Here is an 18,147-nt window from a genome sequence, read left to right on the forward strand (position 1 = left end):
AAGCGGTAAAATGCAATACATTTACCTCGATCGCATTTGCATCTATATGAATATGAAGTCGTTTACATGAGAAGAATCGCATAAGATTTCGTTCCTTGCGCACAATACAAAACAAGATGTGTTCAAATGGGAGGAAAATGGCCAATGACTGCGGATTTAAGAGCTTATTCGGTCCGGACGGACTTGGCGCTGGAAGCAAGAGAACTGGCGCAACCGGATGCAGCCGTACCCATTCCAGGGGTTCAGGAGGATGTAGAAGACGTTCGCGGGGTGAAGGTGACGAGAATACACGTCCAAACGGAGGAAGGCTCTCGTGCCATCGGACGAATGCCTGGGCGCTATATTACGATTGAAGTGCCGGGATTACGGCGCAAAGATACTGATTTGCAGGATCGCGTCGCGACGAAATTTGCGCAGCTTTTTGAAGCATTCCTCGAGGAAGTAGGGGTGAAGAAGGGCGACAAAGCGCTTATCGTCGGCTTGGGCAACTGGAACGTCACGCCGGATGCCCTCGGCCCATTAGTCGTGGAGAATGTGTTGGTAACGCGCCACTACTTCGAAATTATGCCTGACCAAGTGAGCCCGGGATACCGGGAAGTCAGTGCTGTCGCGCCGGGTGTATTGGGTGTAACAGGCATCGAGTCCAGCGAAATTGTCCAGGGGATTGTGGAACGGACAAAGCCTGACGTCATCATTGCGATCGATGCGCTTGCCTCGAAGGCGCTGGAACGTGTCAATACGACGATTCAGATTGCCGACATCGGGATCCACCCCGGCTCGGGCATTGGCAACAAGAGGCGCGGCCTGACCAAGGACATTCTCGGTATCCCGTGCATTGCGATCGGGGTGCCGACCGTATGCTATGCTTCCACGATCGTGAACAACGCCATTGATATGATGAAGGAGCATTTTAAGCAGGAAACGAGCAATACACGGGAAATTCTCGGCATGCTGGACGATATCGGAGAGCAGGAGCGGCTGATGCTTGTCAAGGAAGTGCTGGAGCCGCTTGGTCATGATCTTGTCGTCACGCCGAAGGAAGTCGATGAATTTATGGAGGATATGGCGAACATTATAGCCAGCGGTCTCAATGCTTCCCTGCACGAAGCGGTTGATACGGATAATGTGGCGGCATATACGCATTGACTGTGATTGGAAAAGAACCAAGCAAGGCGGGAGCCTGCGGCCCCGCCCTGCTTGGTTCGTGTTTAATCTTTAACACAATAACCTAACTTCTATTACATACGGCGAATAGTCCGATATGTAGGGAGGAGTTTGATTTTACGGAACCATTTTTAAGATTGTCCCCGGATGATATCCCCTTGAATAGGATCGGCGTTATTCTCGAATTCAATCGGTAACGATATGCCCTTCGTTAGAGACGGCGCGTCGGACACTTGAAAATGTATGTGGGCTTGACTTGAATTGCCGGAGTTGCCGCACTCGCCGAGCAGCTGACCTGTCTTCACCGTATCGCCTCGTTCGACCTTTATCGTGCCTTGCTTGAAATGGGCAAGCAAACTGTACTCGCCATTTCCGTGATCGAGGATGACATAATTTCCTTCCGGCTGCTGTTCATTCATTTGTCCGACTGGGGAGTTGTCGGGAATATCGTTGGCGACGGCCACAACTTTTCCCCCGAGCGGAGCGACGACAGGCTGACCGAATGCGTAGTAGCTTTCGTTTTTTGCCGGATCGCCCTTGTAACTGACACCGTCGCGAGCAATAACCAGATCGTAGGCATAGCTTTGATTCGGGTAAGCGTAGTGATAGTTGACGAGCACGTTGCGGCCTCCCCAGAATACCAGCCAGTCATCCTGAAACGGCATACGATAGGTGTTGACGGTCGGTTTCTTGTCAGACGAGGCGAGCGGGACAAATTGCATAGAGATGATTTGGTTATCAGCTAACATCGCCATCACCCCCTTCTGAGCGGCAGCGTCCGTCCATACATATCTATCTGCTCCATCCAGTTGCATGCTTGACAATCGTTTCGGAGCTTCCCCTTTCTGCCAAAACGTTTCCAGCAGTTGTCCCACTTCTTGTTGAGAGACTTGTTGTTGAAAACTCGGGGATAAGCTTTGATGCAGCATGGCCGAATCATGGTCTCTAATCCAGTTCTCAATCTGTTCCGCTGAAATGCCGACCACAGGCGCAGACGGTTCCGCTGGTGCTTGTGTCCCCTTCATCGCAGTTTCCCCTTTCTTTTCGGCTTGAAATGAACAGCCTGCCGTCAGAAGGCCAGTACAAATCCATAGTGCGAGCATGCACTTAGTAAGACGGTAATTCACTTCCATCATCCTTTCTTTTTTGTGCCATCGCCTCAAATCAAGGCAATACTGCGCTGCCATTATCATAACGGGCCAGCTTAAACAGAACCGTAACTGATGCTCATTTTTTTCTTAACTTCTCATGGGGGAACAGCCCTCAAATACAATTCTGTTAAGGTTCCGTTAAGATGGCGTTGCGTGGCGTGAAAGGTGAGCATGATAGAATAGAAACGGAATCGTTGCCAAATTTCTTGCCGCGCAGGCAGGAAGAAAGAGAGAGGGAGAGCTCTGATGGATAAAAGTTTGCAAACGGCGCATATCTTGATTGTGGAAGATGAGGCGGCCTTAAGCAAAATGGTGCATACCGTCCTGCAAAAGGAAGGCTTTACTCATATAACTTGCCTGTCGACGGGAGAGGAGGCCGTTCACTGCTGCCGCAGCCAGCCTGTTGATCTGGTTGTGCTGGATGTTATGCTGCCGGGAAAAAGCGGGTTCGACCTTGCTCCATTCATTCGGGAGCAGACGGATGCCCCGATTATATTCGTCACGGCTCGAACGACGGATTTGGATAAGCTGACAGGTTTCGCCTTAGGGGGTGACGACTATATGACGAAGCCCTTCAACCCGCTGGAGCTCGTCGCGCGCATCAAGGCGCAGTTGAAACGTTATATGGCCGTTGCGAGCAGCCAAGCGGACAAGCGGCGTGAACCGGAACTAACCGTATATCAATATGGGCGGTTTCAACTGGATGAAGCAGCTGGAGAATTACGGGTGGAGGGAAGACCGGTTGAGTGTCCGGCGATGGTATTTCAGCTGCTCTTGTTTTTATGCAAGCATCCGAACCGGATTTTCTCTAAAAGCGAACTGTATGAAAGCGTATGGGGACATGATGCGGTAAGCGATGATAATACGGTGATGGTGCACATCCATCGCATTCGGGAGCGTATCGAAGCCAGTCCGAGCCAGCCTGAAGTTCTGCTTACCGTGCGCGGTATGGGCTATAAGCTTGTTCCGCCAGCCACATCGAGCGCGGCACGACCGATTTCACCGGCTGCTGAAGGTGAAGGAAGATGAAGACGAGCAGAAGACTGGCCTGGCATTACGGCTGGCAGTGGCTTGTTGTCGGGGCAGTGTTGCTCTGTACCGTGTTCGCCGCTTTCTTATGGGTTGCGGACCGCATGACAGCGCTCGATCTGAACCGCAGCTTCGCTAGGCACGGTCCGAATCAATTCACCGACTCTTTGTCCTTGGACCTGCATGGCAACATACGCTGGGACGAAGAGCTAGAGCGTCAAGTGAAGGCGAGCGGCGGTTGGATGCAGATTATCGACGAGGAAGGGAATGTGATCAAGTCCTTAGAGACGCCATCCGATGTTCCTGCTCATTACGCGGCAGGCGAGGTTGCCGCATACGCTCAGGGGAAGAGCCCGTTTCCATATCATTTATATATTTATATCATGCCGTTCGATAACCGTGCCGTCACCTTGCTGTACGGCGTGAATCCAGAGTCTGACAGGCTGCTTGACACGTGGTTGGCATCTCGGAGCGGCGCTATCAAGGATGGATCTTCCGCTTCCACGGCCCTGCTGGCGAAGCACCAGGCGTGGGTGCAGAGGCTGGATGCAGACGGTATCGAGCTTGCTTCGTGGAACAAGCCGGAAGATGCGCCTAATCGGTACTCGTTGCAGGATATCGTCTTGCAGACGATGTATGAAGAGCGCTACGGACAGCGCGTGGCATACCGCTATGATACGGCATCGCGCGAAACATGGCTGCTGCACATGCCATATACACCTTCGGTTCCGGGAGTGAAGGCGGCGGGATTCGCGATTGAATCCTATGATCAGCTGTTTGCGATAGCGATTGCCGGCACGGTGGCATTTATGCTGTTCGTATTTATTATGATGGCGTGGTGGCAAAGCTCACGTCTTGCGAGGCCGTTGCAGCATGTCATGAAATGGACCGAGAGCATATCAACGGGACATTATGAGGAGCCGGTCAATGCGCGCGGAATCCCCCATTCGGAACGCAGAAACGGGAAGTTGAAGCGGAATTACCGCATATATGGGGATATTATGCAGTCTCTGCAGCAGATGGCCTTACGCTTAAAGAGCGCCGATGAAGAGCGGATAAGGCACGAAACGCATAGGGAGGAGTGGCTGGCGGGACTATCACATGACTTGAAGACGCCACTTGCATCCATTATCGGTTATGCGCATTTGCTAAGCGCAAAAGAATACGTATGGGAACCGGAAGAAACGTCAGAATTTGTGAACATCATGAAGCAAAAAGCCGAAACGATGGACGATTTGATACAGGATCTCAATTTGACATATCAGCTTCAGAGCGGGAGTCTGCCCATGCAGCGGGAATTGATAGATTTGCGTCATTGGCTGTCAGATACGCTCCGGGACCTATTTGTGCCTCCGCAATTATCCGCAGCGGACTGCGATACGTCCTTCCCCGATGAGGAGGTTCTCTTTTCGATTGATGCGCGTTATTTCCGCCGCATGGTAGACAATGTATGCATGAACGCCTTCTTGCATAATCCGCCTGGAACGAAGCTGAAGGTGGAATTAACGAAGTCGGATAATAAGCTGACGCTCAGCTTTATAGATAATGGAAAAGGAATGGACGCTAACACATTGAAGCGGTTGTTCACCCGGTACTACCGCGGCACGACGACAGACGAGACTGCGAAGGGGAGCGGGCTTGGCTTGGCGATTACGAAGCAGCTCGCCCAAGCGCACGGCGGCTCGGTTGAAGCTCGAAGCGCGTTAGGCAGGGGAACGGTCATCGCTTTTCATTTTTTGCTAGACTCGCACAGGTACTAGTTCTACTTCATAGATTGTCCTCATAGATTCTACTAAATGCACTCTCTTAAATACGGCAATACGGCAGAAGAGCGTTTGAACTGCAGGAAGAGAGGGACAGCAGGCGGAGGAGGACATCGCATGTTTGGGATATTCAATGTAGGGAAACTGAAGCAAAAATGGATGCAGGCGCTCGTGATGGGACGAACGTTTGTGTTATTGTCTATCGGTTCGGCTGTTTTTTTCATTGTGCTCGGTCTGGGCGGATTGGTGGAGCAGAAGCTGGAAACCTCCCCGCTGTCGTCCATGAAGGGGGTAGCGGCACAGCTTTCCACCCGTTTTTTTGTAGACATGATGGCAATGGAATTGCCTAATCTGCCCAAAGGAGAAGGCGAAGCAACGATCTCCCGCAATCAGGTTGCTCAATTTCTCGTCCAACTGGCGACGAATGTCAATCCGTTCGACCCGAAAAGCTTACTCGCCGGCGAGGTTCCGGGGCTTGACCGGGATGCGGCGATTCCGCTCCGGCTCGGCGTCGGCAATCAAGCGGTGAAGGGACCGGTAGATTATCCGTTGCCCGTTGACTTGGGTGATATGCAACCAGATGAACACGGAGGGGAGCCGGCGAACGGACCGGATCAAGAGGGCCAAACGCCGGGGGACGCTGGCAATGAACCAAATCCAGAAACGGTGCGGCCACCGGCGAGGCCGGGCCACAATAAAGGACGGGGCAATTCTGGGAAGCCCAAGTCCAATTTGAACAATTACGTCTTCATCTATCACTCGCACAATCGGGAATCTTGGAATCCTGAGCTGAAAAAGCAAAGCAACAACCCGAATGATGCGAACACGAATATTACACTAGTCGGCAAGCGGCTGCAGGAGCAACTGGAGCAGCGGGGCATCGGAGCCGTTCATTCCAACGAAGATTACTCCTCCACGATCAAAGGGTATAACTGGAACATGTCTTACAAATACTCTAAACAAACGGTAAAAGAAGCGATGGCTCAAAATAAAGAACTGCAATTTTTCTTCGACATTCATCGCGATGCGTTGCGCCGGAAAGATTCGACGGTTGACATCAAAGGGAAATCATATGCGCAGGTGTATTTTATTATCGGTCATCGCAACCCGAATTGGAAAGAGAACGAGAGCTTCGCCAGTGAAATCCATGAGAAGCTGGAAGAGCGCTATCCCGGAATTTCCCGTGGAATATGGGGCAAGACAGCCGCTCAGGGCAACGGGGAATATAATCAATCTTTGTCGCCTAATAGCGTAGTTATCGAAGTCGGCGGCATCGATAATACATTGGAAGAGAATTATCGCACAGCGGATGTTCTTGCCGATTTAATCGCGGAGATCGTGCGTGAGCGCACCGAAGCGAAGCCAGTAAACAAGCCGGTGCCGAAGCCAGCAGAGAACAGAGCCGTCGAGAGCAAGACCGTCCTCAAGAAACCGCAGCAAACGCCCGTTGGGGCAAATGGATAACGGGGAGGCCGCATACCAATGTCGCGTTACATGAAACGGCTTATCGGCATGATTGTACTGCTGGCGCTTGGCGTGTTCATCGGAATGGAAGTTGCTACGGTAGGAATGGATCGGGTGTATGGACCTATCGATGCGGGCCGTGAGGCATTGAATCCGGCTGTGTCATGGCGTGCAGACGAGATTGGCGATGAAGGGGCCGCTCGACAGTCGGGTTCGCAGCCGCAGCGCAGCGGGATGGAGCCGTGGAGCGGCGCGCACGCGAATCAACGCGATACAATCGAAGCGAAGCGGGACACGGCTGCATACGAGGGCGGCGGTATGCCCGATTCCCCATGGCTTCCGCCAGTGGAGGACGCCCCGGTCAACAAGCTGGCAGATAAAACGGCGGGACTGCTGCAGCATTTATCTCAGGCAGGCATACGGGCGGTCGTGGGGTTGTTCAGCGGACTGTTTTAAAGCTTAAATGGTTGTGCTCTTTTGCGGCGGAAATTGAGGATCATGTCGTTCCCATTGCTGTGGCCTCTTCATTTCGGTATAATATATAAATTGAAACTTGGCTCAGTGGTGGGGGTATGGAAATCGAATGACGGAACTGCTGTCACGACAAAAGAAAATTCGCAATTTTTGTATTATTGCGCATATTGATCACGGGAAGTCTACACTTGCCGATCGGATTTTGGAATACACCGGGGCGTTGACGTCCCGCGAAATGCAGGCCCAAGTGCTCGACAAAATGGACTTGGAACGTGAACGGGGCATTACGATTAAGCTGCAGGCGGTTCGCTTGAGCTATAAAGCGGACGACGGCGAGGAATATATTTTGAACCTGATTGACACGCCGGGACACGTCGACTTTACGTATGAGGTATCCCGCAGCTTGGCCGCGTGCGAAGGCGCTTTGCTTGTCGTCGACGCCGCACAGGGCATCGAGGCGCAGACATTGGCGAACGTCTATCTTGCGCTGGATAACGATCTCGAAATATTGCCGGTTATCAACAAGATTGATCTGCCGAGCGCAGAGCCTGATCGCGTCAAGCAGGAAATCGAGGATGTAATCGGACTCGATTGCTCGGAAGCGGTCCATGCATCTGCCAAAGCGGGCATCGGCATCAAGGAAATACTGGAACAGGTCGTCCAGAAGGTGCCATCGCCGACGGGCAATCCGGAGGAGCCGTTGAAGGCGCTCATCTTCGACTCGCACTACGATCCTTACAAGGGCGTCATTGTCTACGTGCGTGTCGTGGATGGAGCCATTCGCTCCGGCAGCAAGATTAAGATGATGGCGACGGGCAAGACCTTCGAGGTTATCGAGGTCGGCGCCTTCAAGCCGAGTATGACGATTGTGGACGAATTGAACGTCGGGGATGTCGGCTTTATCGTTGCGGGGATTAAGAACGTGGGCGACACCCGCGTCGGGGATACGGTGACGGATGCGAAGAAGCCGACGCTGGAACCGCTGCCGGGCTATCGCCGCATCAATCCGATGGTATTCTGCGGTCTGTATCCGATCGAGACCTCGGACTACAATGATTTGCGGGAAGCGCTCGAGAAGCTGCAATTGAACGACGCTTCGCTTACGTTCGAGCCGGAAACGTCTTCAGCGCTTGGCTTTGGTTTCCGTTGCGGATTTTTGGGTTTGCTGCACATGGAGATTATCCAAGAGCGCATCGAGCGCGAATTCAACATTCCGCTCATTACGACGGCGCCAAGCGTAATTTACCGCGTCACATTGACGAATGGCACAACGCTCGATATTGACAACCCGTCCAATTATCCGGAGCAGGGCAAGCTCGAGTATGTCGAAGAGCCATTTGTCAAAGCTTCCATTATCGTGCCGAACGATTTTGTCGGAGCTGTAATGGAGCTCTGCCAAGGCAAACGCGGCGAATTCGTCGACATGCAATATTTGGACACGACGCGTGTTACCATTACGTATCAGATTCCGCTCGCAGAGATCGTTTACGATTTCTTTGACCAACTCAAGTCGAATACGAAAGGCTATGCTTCGTTCGATTATGAGCTGTCGGGATACCGGAAGTCCAATCTGGTGAAGATGGATATATTGCTGAACGGCGAGCAGGTCGATGCTTTGTCCGTCATCGTGCACCGCGACCGTGCGCACAATCGGGGCAAGCTCATTTGCGAGAAGCTGCGTGAGTTGATTCCGCGCCAAATGTTCGAGGTGCCGGTGCAAGCAGCCGTAGGAACGAAGATTATGGCCCGCGAAACGGTTAAGGCGATGCGCAAGAACGTGCTTGCGAAATGTTACGGCGGTGACATTTCCCGTAAGCGCAAGCTGCTGGAGAAGCAGAAAGAAGGGAAGAAGCGCATGAAGCAGGTCGGCAGCGTCGAGGTGCCGCAAGAAGCATTCATGGCTGTTTTGAAAATTGATGACAAGTAAGTGAAGGGGAGGAGGCGGTCGCCTCCTCTTTTTAATAGATGCGGATCCAAAATTGTCCTATAGATCGTGAATTGATTTAGCGATACGAAAGGAGGGTTCTCGCCATGTCGGCGAATCAACCTTCATCACAACTACAAGCTTTTCCAGCTCATGCTCCACGTGCGCTGTATATTCATATTCCATTTTGCACGAACAAATGCTTTTATTGCGACTTTAATTCGTATGTGTTGAAAGGCCAGCCGGTAATGGATTACTTGCGGGCGATGGAGCTTGAAATGAAGCATACGGCAGAGCAATGTCCTCCAGCTGAAATTGACACGATCTTTGTCGGCGGCGGAACACCTACCGTATTGAAGCCGGATCAAATGGCTTATTTTCTCGATTCGGTGCGGAACGCGTTCCCGAGCTGGAGTGAGCAGATTGAATTCAGCATGGAAGCCAATCCAGGCACGACGGATATCGAGAAGCTGCGCGTCATGCATGCAGGCGGCGTGAATCGGATAAGCTTCGGCGTGCAGTCATTCAACAATAATCTGCTGCACGAAATCGGACGGATTCATAACACGGACGATGTGTACCGCAGTATTGAGAATGCGAAGGCGGCTGGCTTTGACAACATGTCCATCGATCTGATGTTCGGGCTGCCGAATCAGACGGTGGAGATGCTGGAGCACAGCGTAGAGAAAGCGCTGGAGCTCGATTTGCCGCATTTGTCCATATACAGCTTGAAGGTGGAGGAAAATACGCTCTTTCATGCGATGTACCATCGCAATGAGCTGCCGCTTCCAAGCGAAGAAGACGAGCTTGAAATGTACATGATTATTATGGAGCGCATGAAAGCGGCTGGTTACATCCAATACGAAATCAGCAATTTTGCGAAGCCCGGCTATGAGAGCCGCCATAACACGACGTATTGGCGCAATGAAGATTATTATGGTATCGGGGCGGGTGCGCACGGCTATGCAAAAAGAGAGCGGCATTTGAACATCAAAGGGGTTACGCCTTATGTGGAGGCCTGCCGCAGCGGGTTGCCGCGCCTGGATACTTTTCGCATAGACGAGGCCGAGGCGATGGAGGATTTCATGATGGTCGGCCTGCGCTTGCTCGAAGGAGTAAGCAGCGATCGCTTTGCGGAGCAGTTCGGAGGGGCGCTGCTTGATAAAGTGTTCGCGGCTCCGCTCAAACGGCTGTTGAAGCAAGGATTGATTGAAGTGACACCGACAGGCTACCGGTTGACCGAGCAAGGGTTGCTGTTCGGGAATGATGTATTCGGCTCCTTTGTGGGCTTGCTGAGCAATGGGGAGTGAACGTGAGAGCAACCTTGGTCCATAGCTTGAAGCGGAGGCTGTACTTGCGCTCACAATAACCTTCTAACAACAAAATGTCGCTGTCACGATAGTAGTGCTGTGCCGCAAGGGCAGGCAATATCGTGCGGCGGCATTTTTATATCCTCAATCCTATCTCGCTATAATCGATCGATTAACGCTTCATTACCATGCGCACGAACAACGAAACAGCTAAAGCCATGCAGAACGACCCGAACAAAAGGCCGAGAAAGGTGACGATGACTATGCCTGGAGTCGCATGATATATTTGAGGAATAACCAACATTGTGCTGATAACCGTAAAAAAAATAGTTAAGATCCCAATTCGTTTTTTCATAAGAAAAATCACCTTACCTTATCGATGTAAATGAGCATGCTTAGTATGTCCAGAACGAAGGCAGGCATGTACTCGGAACGATCAAGGCGTCAAGTGCTTTCCAGGTAAAATAATCCTTGATAATCTATGCATGCTGATGTATATTCATACATAAACGTTATGTGAGTTACATCACGCGCGGAGGGAAAGCACGATGACGGCCATGGTAAGAAAGGCGACGCCAGACGATATTGATAAGTTATTTGAACTTATACAGCATTATGCAGAGCAAGGAATCATGCTTCCGCGTTCGCGGCACATTCTTGAGAAGCAGCTGGAGCATTTTGTCGTCGCCGAGTTAAGCGGACAACTGGTTGGCTGCGGCTCGCTGTGCCAACTTGGCAGCGACCTTGTCGAAATTCGCTCGCTCGGCATTACACCGGAACATAAAGGCAAGGGAATCGGTTCTCTGCTTGTTGACGAGCTTATGGCCGCGGCAAAAGAAAGGGCAATACCGAAGGTGATGGCATTGACGTACGAGGCCAAATTTTTTCAGAAGAACGGCTTTGACATCGTGCAAAAGGAAATATTCCCGGAGAAAGTATGGACCGATTGCGTTCATTGCAAAAAACGGGATTGCTGCGATGAAATCGCAGTGCTCAAAGTACTGAACTGACTTGACAATCGTCTTGTCCGTTTGGTATTTTTGTTATATCGGTTAGCACTCGACTATGATGAGTGCTAACGACCTGGGACAACAAGAAAATGAGGAGGGATGCGCATGTTGACGGAACGCCAACGCATGATATTGAACGCCATCGTAGATGATTATATTCGTTCCGCGGAACCTGTCGGTTCACGCAGCATTTCGAAACGGGGCGATGTCGGCTATAGCCCGGCTACGATTCGAAATGAAATGGCCGATTTGGAAGAACTCGGGTTTCTTGAGCAGCCGCACACGTCTGCAGGGCGCATTCCATCCCATAAAGGCTATCGTTATTATGTGGACCATCTCGTCCGCTTGGATAATTTATCGACCGATGAGGTCGGGCGGTTGAAATCGGTATTTGCCGAAAAAATTACAGCTATGGAAGAAATTGTGCAGCATACAGCTTCCATTCTGTCACAGCTTACGAACTACACGTCGATTGCGCTTGGGCCCGAGGTGTTCAACGCATCGCTTCGCCATTTTCAATTGCTGCCGCTCAATGAAGAGACGGCAGTGGCCATCGTTGTAACGAATACCGGCCATGTCGAGAACAAGACAGTGCCTATTCCGCCGGGCATTTCCGCGTCCGAGCTGGAGAAGGTCGTCAATGTGCTGAATGCGAAGCTTGTCGGCGTGCCGCTCTTTAAGCTGCGCGCTCAGTTATATAGTGAAATCGGGCAAGAATTGAGCAAATATGTGTCTCACGTGCAAGAGATGATGACGATGGTCGAGAGCATTCTCGCCGACGACAGCTCGCACCGGGAAGTGTACTTGAGCGGGACGACCAATATACTTGCACAGCCGGAGTTCCAGGACGTTGACAAAATCAAGACGATTTGGGAGCTGCTTGAAGAGACGCCGGCTTTGATTAAAGTTGTCGGCTCTGCGCCAACGGGAATTCAAGTCCGCATCGGGCAAGAAAATTTGCATGAAGCGATCTCGAATTGCAGCATGATTACGGCAACCTATACGATTGACGGGCAGACCCTTGGAACGATTGGCGTATTGGGGCCGACGCGAATGGAGTACGGGAAGGTCATTAATATGATGAATCATTTATCAGGGCAATTGGCTCTGTTCATGCGGCGTTGGTATAGATGACGCCAATGCATGATGATAAGGGAAGGGGCGCCCGAGGATGACTCAAGGAAACGGACAAGTGCAAGAGACCGAGGAGCGCTACGCGACGCTCCTGAACAATGCCGGTGCCGTGCGTGCGCTGTGCGCGGCCGTAGAAGGCACCTTGGGTCCGAAAGGCTTGGACGTGATGCTTGTCGGCGGGAACGGGGACGTCATCATTACGAATGACGGAGTGACCATCTTGGAGAAGATGGACGTGTCCCACCCGGCGGCGAAGCTGCTCATTCAAGTCGCGCGCGCGCAGCAGAACGAAGTCGGAGACGGCACGACGACGGCGACGGTGCTCGCTGGCGCGCTCGTGCAGGAGGGCGTGGCCCAAGTGACGAAGGGCGTTCCGGCCGCGAAAGTGGTCACTGGCTTAATGCAGGGCATTGCCGCCGCCACGGAAGCGCTCAGGAAGCGTGCGGTTCGTCTGGAAGGCTGGGATGACGAACGTCTGCGCCGCGCCGTACATATAGCAGGGCGAGAGCAGGAGGACATTGTCCGGCTGGTGCTTGAGGCCGGACAGGCGGTGGGCTGGGAACAGCTGCAGGATCCGTATTACCGCTTCGCCGAGACGATAGTAGCGCATGAGAAGGCGAAGAACGAATGGTTCCACGGCGTCATCCTGAAGCAGAAGCCGCTGCAGCGGGATTGGCTTCCCGAGCGCAATTGCTGCCGCGTGCTGGTGCTGCAGGACAGCTTGGAGCCTGATGCGCTCGATGAGCAGCTGCTGACGACGGAGGCCGGCTTCCAGCAGTATATGACGCATCGCGGCGTATTTATGCAGCGGCTTGCGCAGCTGCACGAGCTGGGCGTCGGCTTCATCGTGCTGGAACGCGGCATCCATCCGGAAGCGGAACAATTCTGCTTGGACCACGATATGATGGTCGTGCAGCGCGTTAGCCGCGCGGATATTGCGCGCGTCTGCCGCTTGACGGGCGGCAAGCCCCTCAAGCGCGCGGCGCTCGCGAAGGACGCCGCGGTGCTGGAGCCGCTGCTCGGCCGCACCGCCTGCGTGCGCTACGATGAGCGCCTCGAGCGCGTGCGCCTGTATGCCCCGGACTCGCCGGGACATACAGGCACTGCAGACGCAGCCGTCTCCGGCACGGAGCCGGCTGCGCCGCGGCGCGCGCAGGTGACGCTTATCGTGGGCGCCAGCACGCGCGAGGTCGTGGGCGAGCGGGCGCGCATCGCCCAGGACGCGGCCGCGGCGCTGCAGGCTGCCGTGCAGGGCGGCGTGCTGCCGGGCGGCGGCACGACGGAGCTGGCGCTCTCCTACCGGCTCGAGCGCTATCGCGAGACGGTGCGCGGCATGGAAGCCTTCGGCATCGCCGCAGTCGCACAGGCGCTCCGCAAGCCGATGGCGCAAATTGTGCTGAACGCAGGCTTCAACCCGCTGGAGAAGCTGGAAGAAGCCAGAGCCGCGCAGATGACGGAAGGCAGCGATGCCATCGGCATCGATTGCGACAGCGGAGCGCTGATGGACTATTCCCGCGCCGGCATATTCGATCCGGCGACGGTGAAGCTGCACGCCTTGCATGCGGCGGGAGAAGTGGCCGCAGCCGTGCTCCGCATTCACACCGTGATAAAAATGAAGCCCGATGCACCGACGTCGGCTTGAACATGTTGAAATGAAAGAAGATTAGAATCCGGTCCGGATTAATTACGAAGGGGAGGTGAAGGGGTTGAACCCAGAACAAGAAGAGATGAAAGTTACAGAAGAAGACATGCAGGCTACGGCTGTCCATGATGAACATAGCAATGAAGCAGATAATGACGCCTCGGCTTCTGAAGCCTGCTCCGGCACGCAAACAGCAGGGGAAGGCAATAGGGCAGATGAGAGCAATCCGCTCCACACGGAGCTGCAGCAAGCGAAAGAACAGGCAGAAGAGCATTACCAGCGTTACTTGCGCACGCAGGCGGACTTTGACAACTTCCGCCGCCGCACGATGAAGGAGAAGGAAGACCTTGCGAAGTACGCTTCCGCGAAGGTCGTCACCGAGCTGCTGCCGGTGCTTGACAACTTCGAGCGCGCCCTCGCGACAGGCCAAGAGGCCAGCGAGACCGATTCGTTCGTCAAAGGCGTGGACATGATCTTCCGCCAAATCCAGCAAGTGATGGAGCAGGAAGGCGTGCAGCCGATGAACGCGGTAGGCGAGCCATTCAATCCGGAATACCATCAAGCGATTATGCAGGTGGAATCGGATGAGTATGAAGAAGGCATCGTAGTGGAAGAAGTGCAGAAGGGCTATATGCTCAAAGACAAAGTGCTTCGTCCGGCAATGGTGAAAGTTAGCGGCTAGCTGCAGAGACGGGGCCTAGCTTCGATTATGCCGTAACCGTTAAGTTTAATATATTTTCATGATAAGCGAGTTAGCTAGTTGAGGAGGGTATTTATTTTATGAGCAAAGTAATTGGTATTGACTTGGGAACAACAAACTCTTGCGTTGCAGTGATGGAGGGCGGCGAAGCGGTCGTCATCCCGAATCCGGAAGGCGCGCGCACGACTCCATCCGTTGTCGGCTTCAAAAAAGACGGCGAGCGCATCGTCGGTGAAACAGCGAAACGCCAAGCGATTACGAACCCGGATCGCACGATTATGTCGATTAAGCGCCACATGGGCTCGACCCATAAGACATCGATTGATGGCAAAGACTACACGCCGCAAGAAATTTCCGCAATGATCTTGCAAAAGCTGAAATCTGACGCAGAAGCTTACTTGGGCCAACCGGTAACGCAAGCGGTTATTACGGTGCCTGCTTACTTCAATGACTCTCAGCGCCAAGCAACGAAGGATGCCGGCAAAGTCGCTGGCTTGGAAGTGCTTCGTATCGTGAACGAGCCGACAGCTGCGGCTTTGGCATACGGTGCAGACAAAGAAGGCGACCATACGATTCTGGTCTATGACTTGGGCGGCGGCACGTTCGACGTATCGATCCTTGAGCTCGGCGACGGCTTCTTCGAAGTAAAAGCGACGAGCGGCGACAATAAATTGGGCGGTGACGATTTCGACCAAGTCATCATCGACTATCTTGCGGCTGAGTTCAACAAAGAACACGGCATTGACTTGAGAAAAGACAAAGCAGCAGTGCAACGTCTCAAAGATGCTGCCGAAAAAGCGAAAAAAGAATTGTCCGGCGTATTGACTTCGACGATCAGCTTGCCGTTCATCACGGTTGTTGACGGCGTGCCTCAGCACTTGGAAGTGAGCATGACACGGGCCAAATTCGAAGAATTGTCTGCGCATCTGGTAGAGCGCACGCTCGGACCGACTCGCCAAGCGATGCAAGATGCGGGCATGACGCCTGCCGACATCGACAAAATCGTTCTCGTCGGCGGTTCCACTCGTATTCCTGCCGTTCAGGAAGCGATTAAGAAGCTGACAGGCAAAGAGCCTCATAAAGGCGTCAATCCGGATGAGGTTGTAGCGTTGGGCGCGGCTGTGCAAGCGGGCGTATTGACAGGGGACGTGAAGGATGTCGTATTGCTCGACGTGACTCCGCTCTCCCTCGGTATCGAAACGGCAGGCGGCGTGTTTACGAAGATGATCGAGCGTAATACGACGATCCCGACGAGCAAATCACAAATCTTCTCCACGTATGCCGACAGCCAAACGAGCGTAGAAATTCACGTTCTGCAAGGGGAGCGCTCCATGGCGGCGGACAATAAGACGCTGGGCCGCTTCATGCTGGCGGACATTCCTCCGGCGCCGCGCGGCGTACCGCAAATCGAAGTTACATTTGATATCGATGCGAACGGTATCGTAAAAGTGTCTGCGCTTGATAAAGGCACAGGCAAGAGCCAAAATATTACAATCACGTCTTCTAGCGGCTTGAACGACGAAGAAATCGATCGTATGATGAAGGAAGCAGAATTGCATGCTGAAGAAGACAAGAAACGCAAAGAAATGGTCGAAGTGAAGAACACGGCAGACCAATTGGTATATACAACCGAGAAGACGCTGAAAGATTTGGGAGACAAGGTCGAGCAAGCTGAGATCGATAAAGCGAACGCAGCGAAAGAAAAAGTGAAAACGGCACTTGAAAGCAACGATGCAGACCAAATCAAGGCGGCTACAGAAGAACTGACGGAAATTGTCCAGCAGTTGTCCGTCAAGCTGTATGAGCAAGCTGCACAAGCGCAGCAGGCAGAGCAAGCGCAAGGCGCGCAAGACGGCGCAGCGAAGAAAGACAACGTCGTTGATGCAGATTACGAAGTCGTGGACGAAGACAAGAAATAAGCATTCGACGGTCAAGTCAAAGCCGGGGGCGACTCGGCTTTGACTTTCCTTTTGTAATTCGTGCTACAAGTGTATGGGGGTGGAATGGTGGCGAAACGAGATTATTATGAGGTGCTCGGCTTAGGCAAAGGGGCTAGCGAAGACGAAATTAAAAAGGCGTATCGCAAGCTTGCGCGTCAATATCACCCGGACGTCAACAAAGAAACGGACGCGGAGGATAAGTTCAAAGAAGTTAAAGAAGCGTACGATGTGCTTAGTGATGACCAAAAGCGGGCGATGTACGATCAATACGGGCACGTTGATCCGAACCAAGGTATGGGCGGCGGCGGATTTTCCGGGGATTTCGGCGGGTTCGGCGATATCTTTGATATGTTCTTTGGCGGCGGCGGCCGCAAAGATCCGAATGCGCCGCAGCGTGGCAGCGACCTGCAGTACACGATGCAAATCGAGTTCAAGGAAGCGGTGTTCGGCAAAGAAATGGACATTACGATTCCGCGCACGGAGCAATGCGATACCTGCTTCGGTACAGGAGCAAAGCCCGGCACGAAGCCGGATAATTGTACTGCCTGCCACGGTACGGGGCAACAAGAAGTGGTACAGAACACGCCGTTCGGCCGCATGGTGAACCGCCGTGCCTGTTCCGTTTGCCAAGGGAAAGGCAAGATTATCCGCGAGAAGTGCGGAAAATGCCAAGGCGCGGGCTCCGTAAAAAATCAGCGCAAAATTCACGTGCGAATCCCTGCCGGCGTGGATGACGGCGCGCAGCTGCGCATGAGCGGCGAAGGGGAAAGCGGACTGCGCGGCGGTCCGAACGGAGATTTATATATCGTCATTCGCGTCAAATCGCACGAATTCTTCGAACGTGACGGTGACGATATATACTGCGAAGTTCCACTCACATTCGCTCAAGCGGCATTGGGCGATGAGATCGAAATTCCGACGCTGACGGAAAAAGTAAAGCTGAAAATTCCTGCCGGCACGCAAACGGGCACCTTCTTCCGCCTGCGCGGCAAAGGCGTTCCGCGTCTGCGCGGTCACGGACAAGGCGATCAGCATGTGAAGGTCGTCATTGTGACGCCAACGAAAATGTCCGACGAACAGAAGGATATGCTGCGCCAGTTCGCTGAGCTTGGCGGAGAGCAGCCTAACGGCGGCCATGAAGAATCGTTTTTCGACCGCATGAAGAGAGCCTTCCGCGGCGATTAGCCGAGTAATATAGTTCAACTCAACCACGTGACTCTATCATGAAGATAGAGACGTGGTTTTTTCTATATGTGCTTCATTCTCCCCTATAATATGTTTGTGCAATCTTCAATTCGGTCTATTCGTCTATTGATATAATTGTCAATATCATTTATCATACATGTATAAGTTCATTAATTTGGTCGGAGATATGGATGGGACCACAACTACGCATTGAATGTCAATGCGATTGTTGTGGTCCTTTTCTTTTTTCTCCGTAC

At 53.0% G+C, this 18,147-nt stretch carries 15 protein-coding genes; 13 read left to right on the forward strand and 2 right to left on the reverse strand.

Features of this window, described 5'->3' with window-relative positions:
* Nucleotides 1–144: 144 nt before the first annotated feature.
* The gene (gene gpr, locus JSQ80_RS19055; RefSeq protein ID WP_206096339.1) at nt 145–1,146 is read left to right on the forward strand and encodes a GPR endopeptidase; all 1,002 of its coding nucleotides are present in this window, start codon (nt 145–147) and stop codon (nt 1,144–1,146) included.
* A gap of 149 nt (nt 1,147–1,295) precedes the next feature.
* Here gpr and JSQ80_RS19060 read toward each other — a convergent pair whose 3' ends face one another.
* Nucleotides 1,296–2,189 (reverse strand): M23 family metallopeptidase, encoded by an 894-nt coding sequence (locus tag JSQ80_RS19060; protein WP_206096340.1) that lies wholly within the window; start codon nt 2,187–2,189, stop codon nt 1,296–1,298.
* A 372-nt stretch (nt 2,190–2,561) separates the two neighbouring features.
* On the opposite strand from JSQ80_RS19060, the gene JSQ80_RS19065 reads away from it, so the two are divergent.
* The 6 genes from JSQ80_RS19065 to hemW all read left to right on the forward strand — a co-directional run bounded on the left by JSQ80_RS19065 (nt 2,562) and on the right by hemW (nt 10,279).
* A complete protein-coding gene (locus tag JSQ80_RS19065; protein WP_272491142.1) occupies nt 2,562–3,344 on the forward strand; it encodes a response regulator transcription factor in 783 nt (260 codons plus the stop codon).
* Nucleotides 3,341–5,104, forward strand: a complete 1,764-nt coding sequence (locus JSQ80_RS19070) for a sensor histidine kinase (protein ID WP_206096341.1) — start codon at nt 3,341–3,343, stop codon at nt 5,102–5,104. Before JSQ80_RS19065 ends, JSQ80_RS19070 begins: the two co-directional genes overlap by 4 nt.
* A 120-nt stretch (nt 5,105–5,224) precedes the next feature.
* Nucleotides 5,225–6,571, forward strand: a complete 1,347-nt coding sequence (locus JSQ80_RS19075; RefSeq protein ID WP_206096342.1) for a stage II sporulation protein P — start codon at nt 5,225–5,227, stop codon at nt 6,569–6,571.
* A gap of 18 nt (nt 6,572–6,589) precedes the next feature.
* On the forward strand, nt 6,590–7,027 hold the full coding sequence (locus tag JSQ80_RS19080; RefSeq protein ID WP_206096343.1) for a DUF3679 domain-containing protein: 438 nt from the start codon (nt 6,590–6,592) through the stop codon (nt 7,025–7,027).
* A 127-nt stretch (nt 7,028–7,154) separates the two neighbouring features.
* On the forward strand, nt 7,155–8,972 hold the full coding sequence (gene lepA / locus JSQ80_RS19085; RefSeq protein WP_087432552.1) for a translation elongation factor 4: 1,818 nt from the start codon (nt 7,155–7,157) through the stop codon (nt 8,970–8,972).
* A 104-nt stretch (nt 8,973–9,076) separates the two neighbouring features.
* Nucleotides 9,077–10,279, forward strand: a complete 1,203-nt coding sequence (gene hemW / locus JSQ80_RS19090) for a radical SAM family heme chaperone HemW (protein ID WP_087432553.1) — start codon at nt 9,077–9,079, stop codon at nt 10,277–10,279.
* A 172-nt stretch (nt 10,280–10,451) separates the two neighbouring features.
* Here hemW and JSQ80_RS19095 read toward each other — a convergent pair whose 3' ends face one another.
* Complete coding sequence (locus JSQ80_RS19095; RefSeq protein ID WP_087432554.1) at nt 10,452–10,634, reverse strand: hypothetical protein; 183 nt, start codon at nt 10,632–10,634, stop codon at nt 10,452–10,454.
* A gap of 193 nt (nt 10,635–10,827) precedes the next feature.
* Between JSQ80_RS19095 and JSQ80_RS19100 the strand changes: the two genes are divergently transcribed.
* From JSQ80_RS19100 to dnaJ, 6 genes are all read left to right on the forward strand, one after another.
* Complete coding sequence (locus JSQ80_RS19100; RefSeq protein WP_206096344.1) at nt 10,828–11,289, forward strand: N-acetyltransferase; 462 nt, start codon at nt 10,828–10,830, stop codon at nt 11,287–11,289.
* Between the two features lie 105 nt (nt 11,290–11,394).
* Nucleotides 11,395–12,423 carry a heat-inducible transcriptional repressor HrcA gene (gene hrcA / locus JSQ80_RS19105; RefSeq protein ID WP_087432556.1) on the forward strand — a complete coding sequence of 343 codons (1,029 nt, stop codon included), beginning with the start codon at nt 11,395–11,397 and terminating at the stop codon, nt 12,421–12,423.
* 37 nt (nt 12,424–12,460) lie between these two features.
* Nucleotides 12,461–14,065, forward strand: a complete 1,605-nt coding sequence (locus JSQ80_RS19110) for a TCP-1/cpn60 chaperonin family protein (RefSeq protein ID WP_206096345.1) — start codon at nt 12,461–12,463, stop codon at nt 14,063–14,065.
* 64 nt (nt 14,066–14,129) lie between these two features.
* Nucleotides 14,130–14,747, forward strand: a complete 618-nt coding sequence (gene grpE, locus JSQ80_RS19115; protein WP_240463723.1) for a nucleotide exchange factor GrpE — start codon at nt 14,130–14,132, stop codon at nt 14,745–14,747.
* Between the two features lie 98 nt (nt 14,748–14,845).
* Complete coding sequence (dnaK, locus tag JSQ80_RS19120; protein WP_206096346.1) at nt 14,846–16,684, forward strand: molecular chaperone DnaK; 1,839 nt, start codon at nt 14,846–14,848, stop codon at nt 16,682–16,684.
* A gap of 84 nt (nt 16,685–16,768) precedes the next feature.
* Nucleotides 16,769–17,890 carry a molecular chaperone DnaJ gene (gene dnaJ / locus JSQ80_RS19125; protein ID WP_087432559.1) on the forward strand — a complete coding sequence of 374 codons (1,122 nt, stop codon included), beginning with the start codon at nt 16,769–16,771 and terminating at the stop codon, nt 17,888–17,890.
* Nucleotides 17,891–18,147 lie beyond the last annotated feature (257 nt).

It is taken from the genome of Paenibacillus apiarius, from assembly GCF_017052585.1.
In the GTDB taxonomy this organism is placed as follows: Bacteria; Bacillota; Bacilli; order Paenibacillales; family Paenibacillaceae; genus Paenibacillus_B; species Paenibacillus_B apiarius.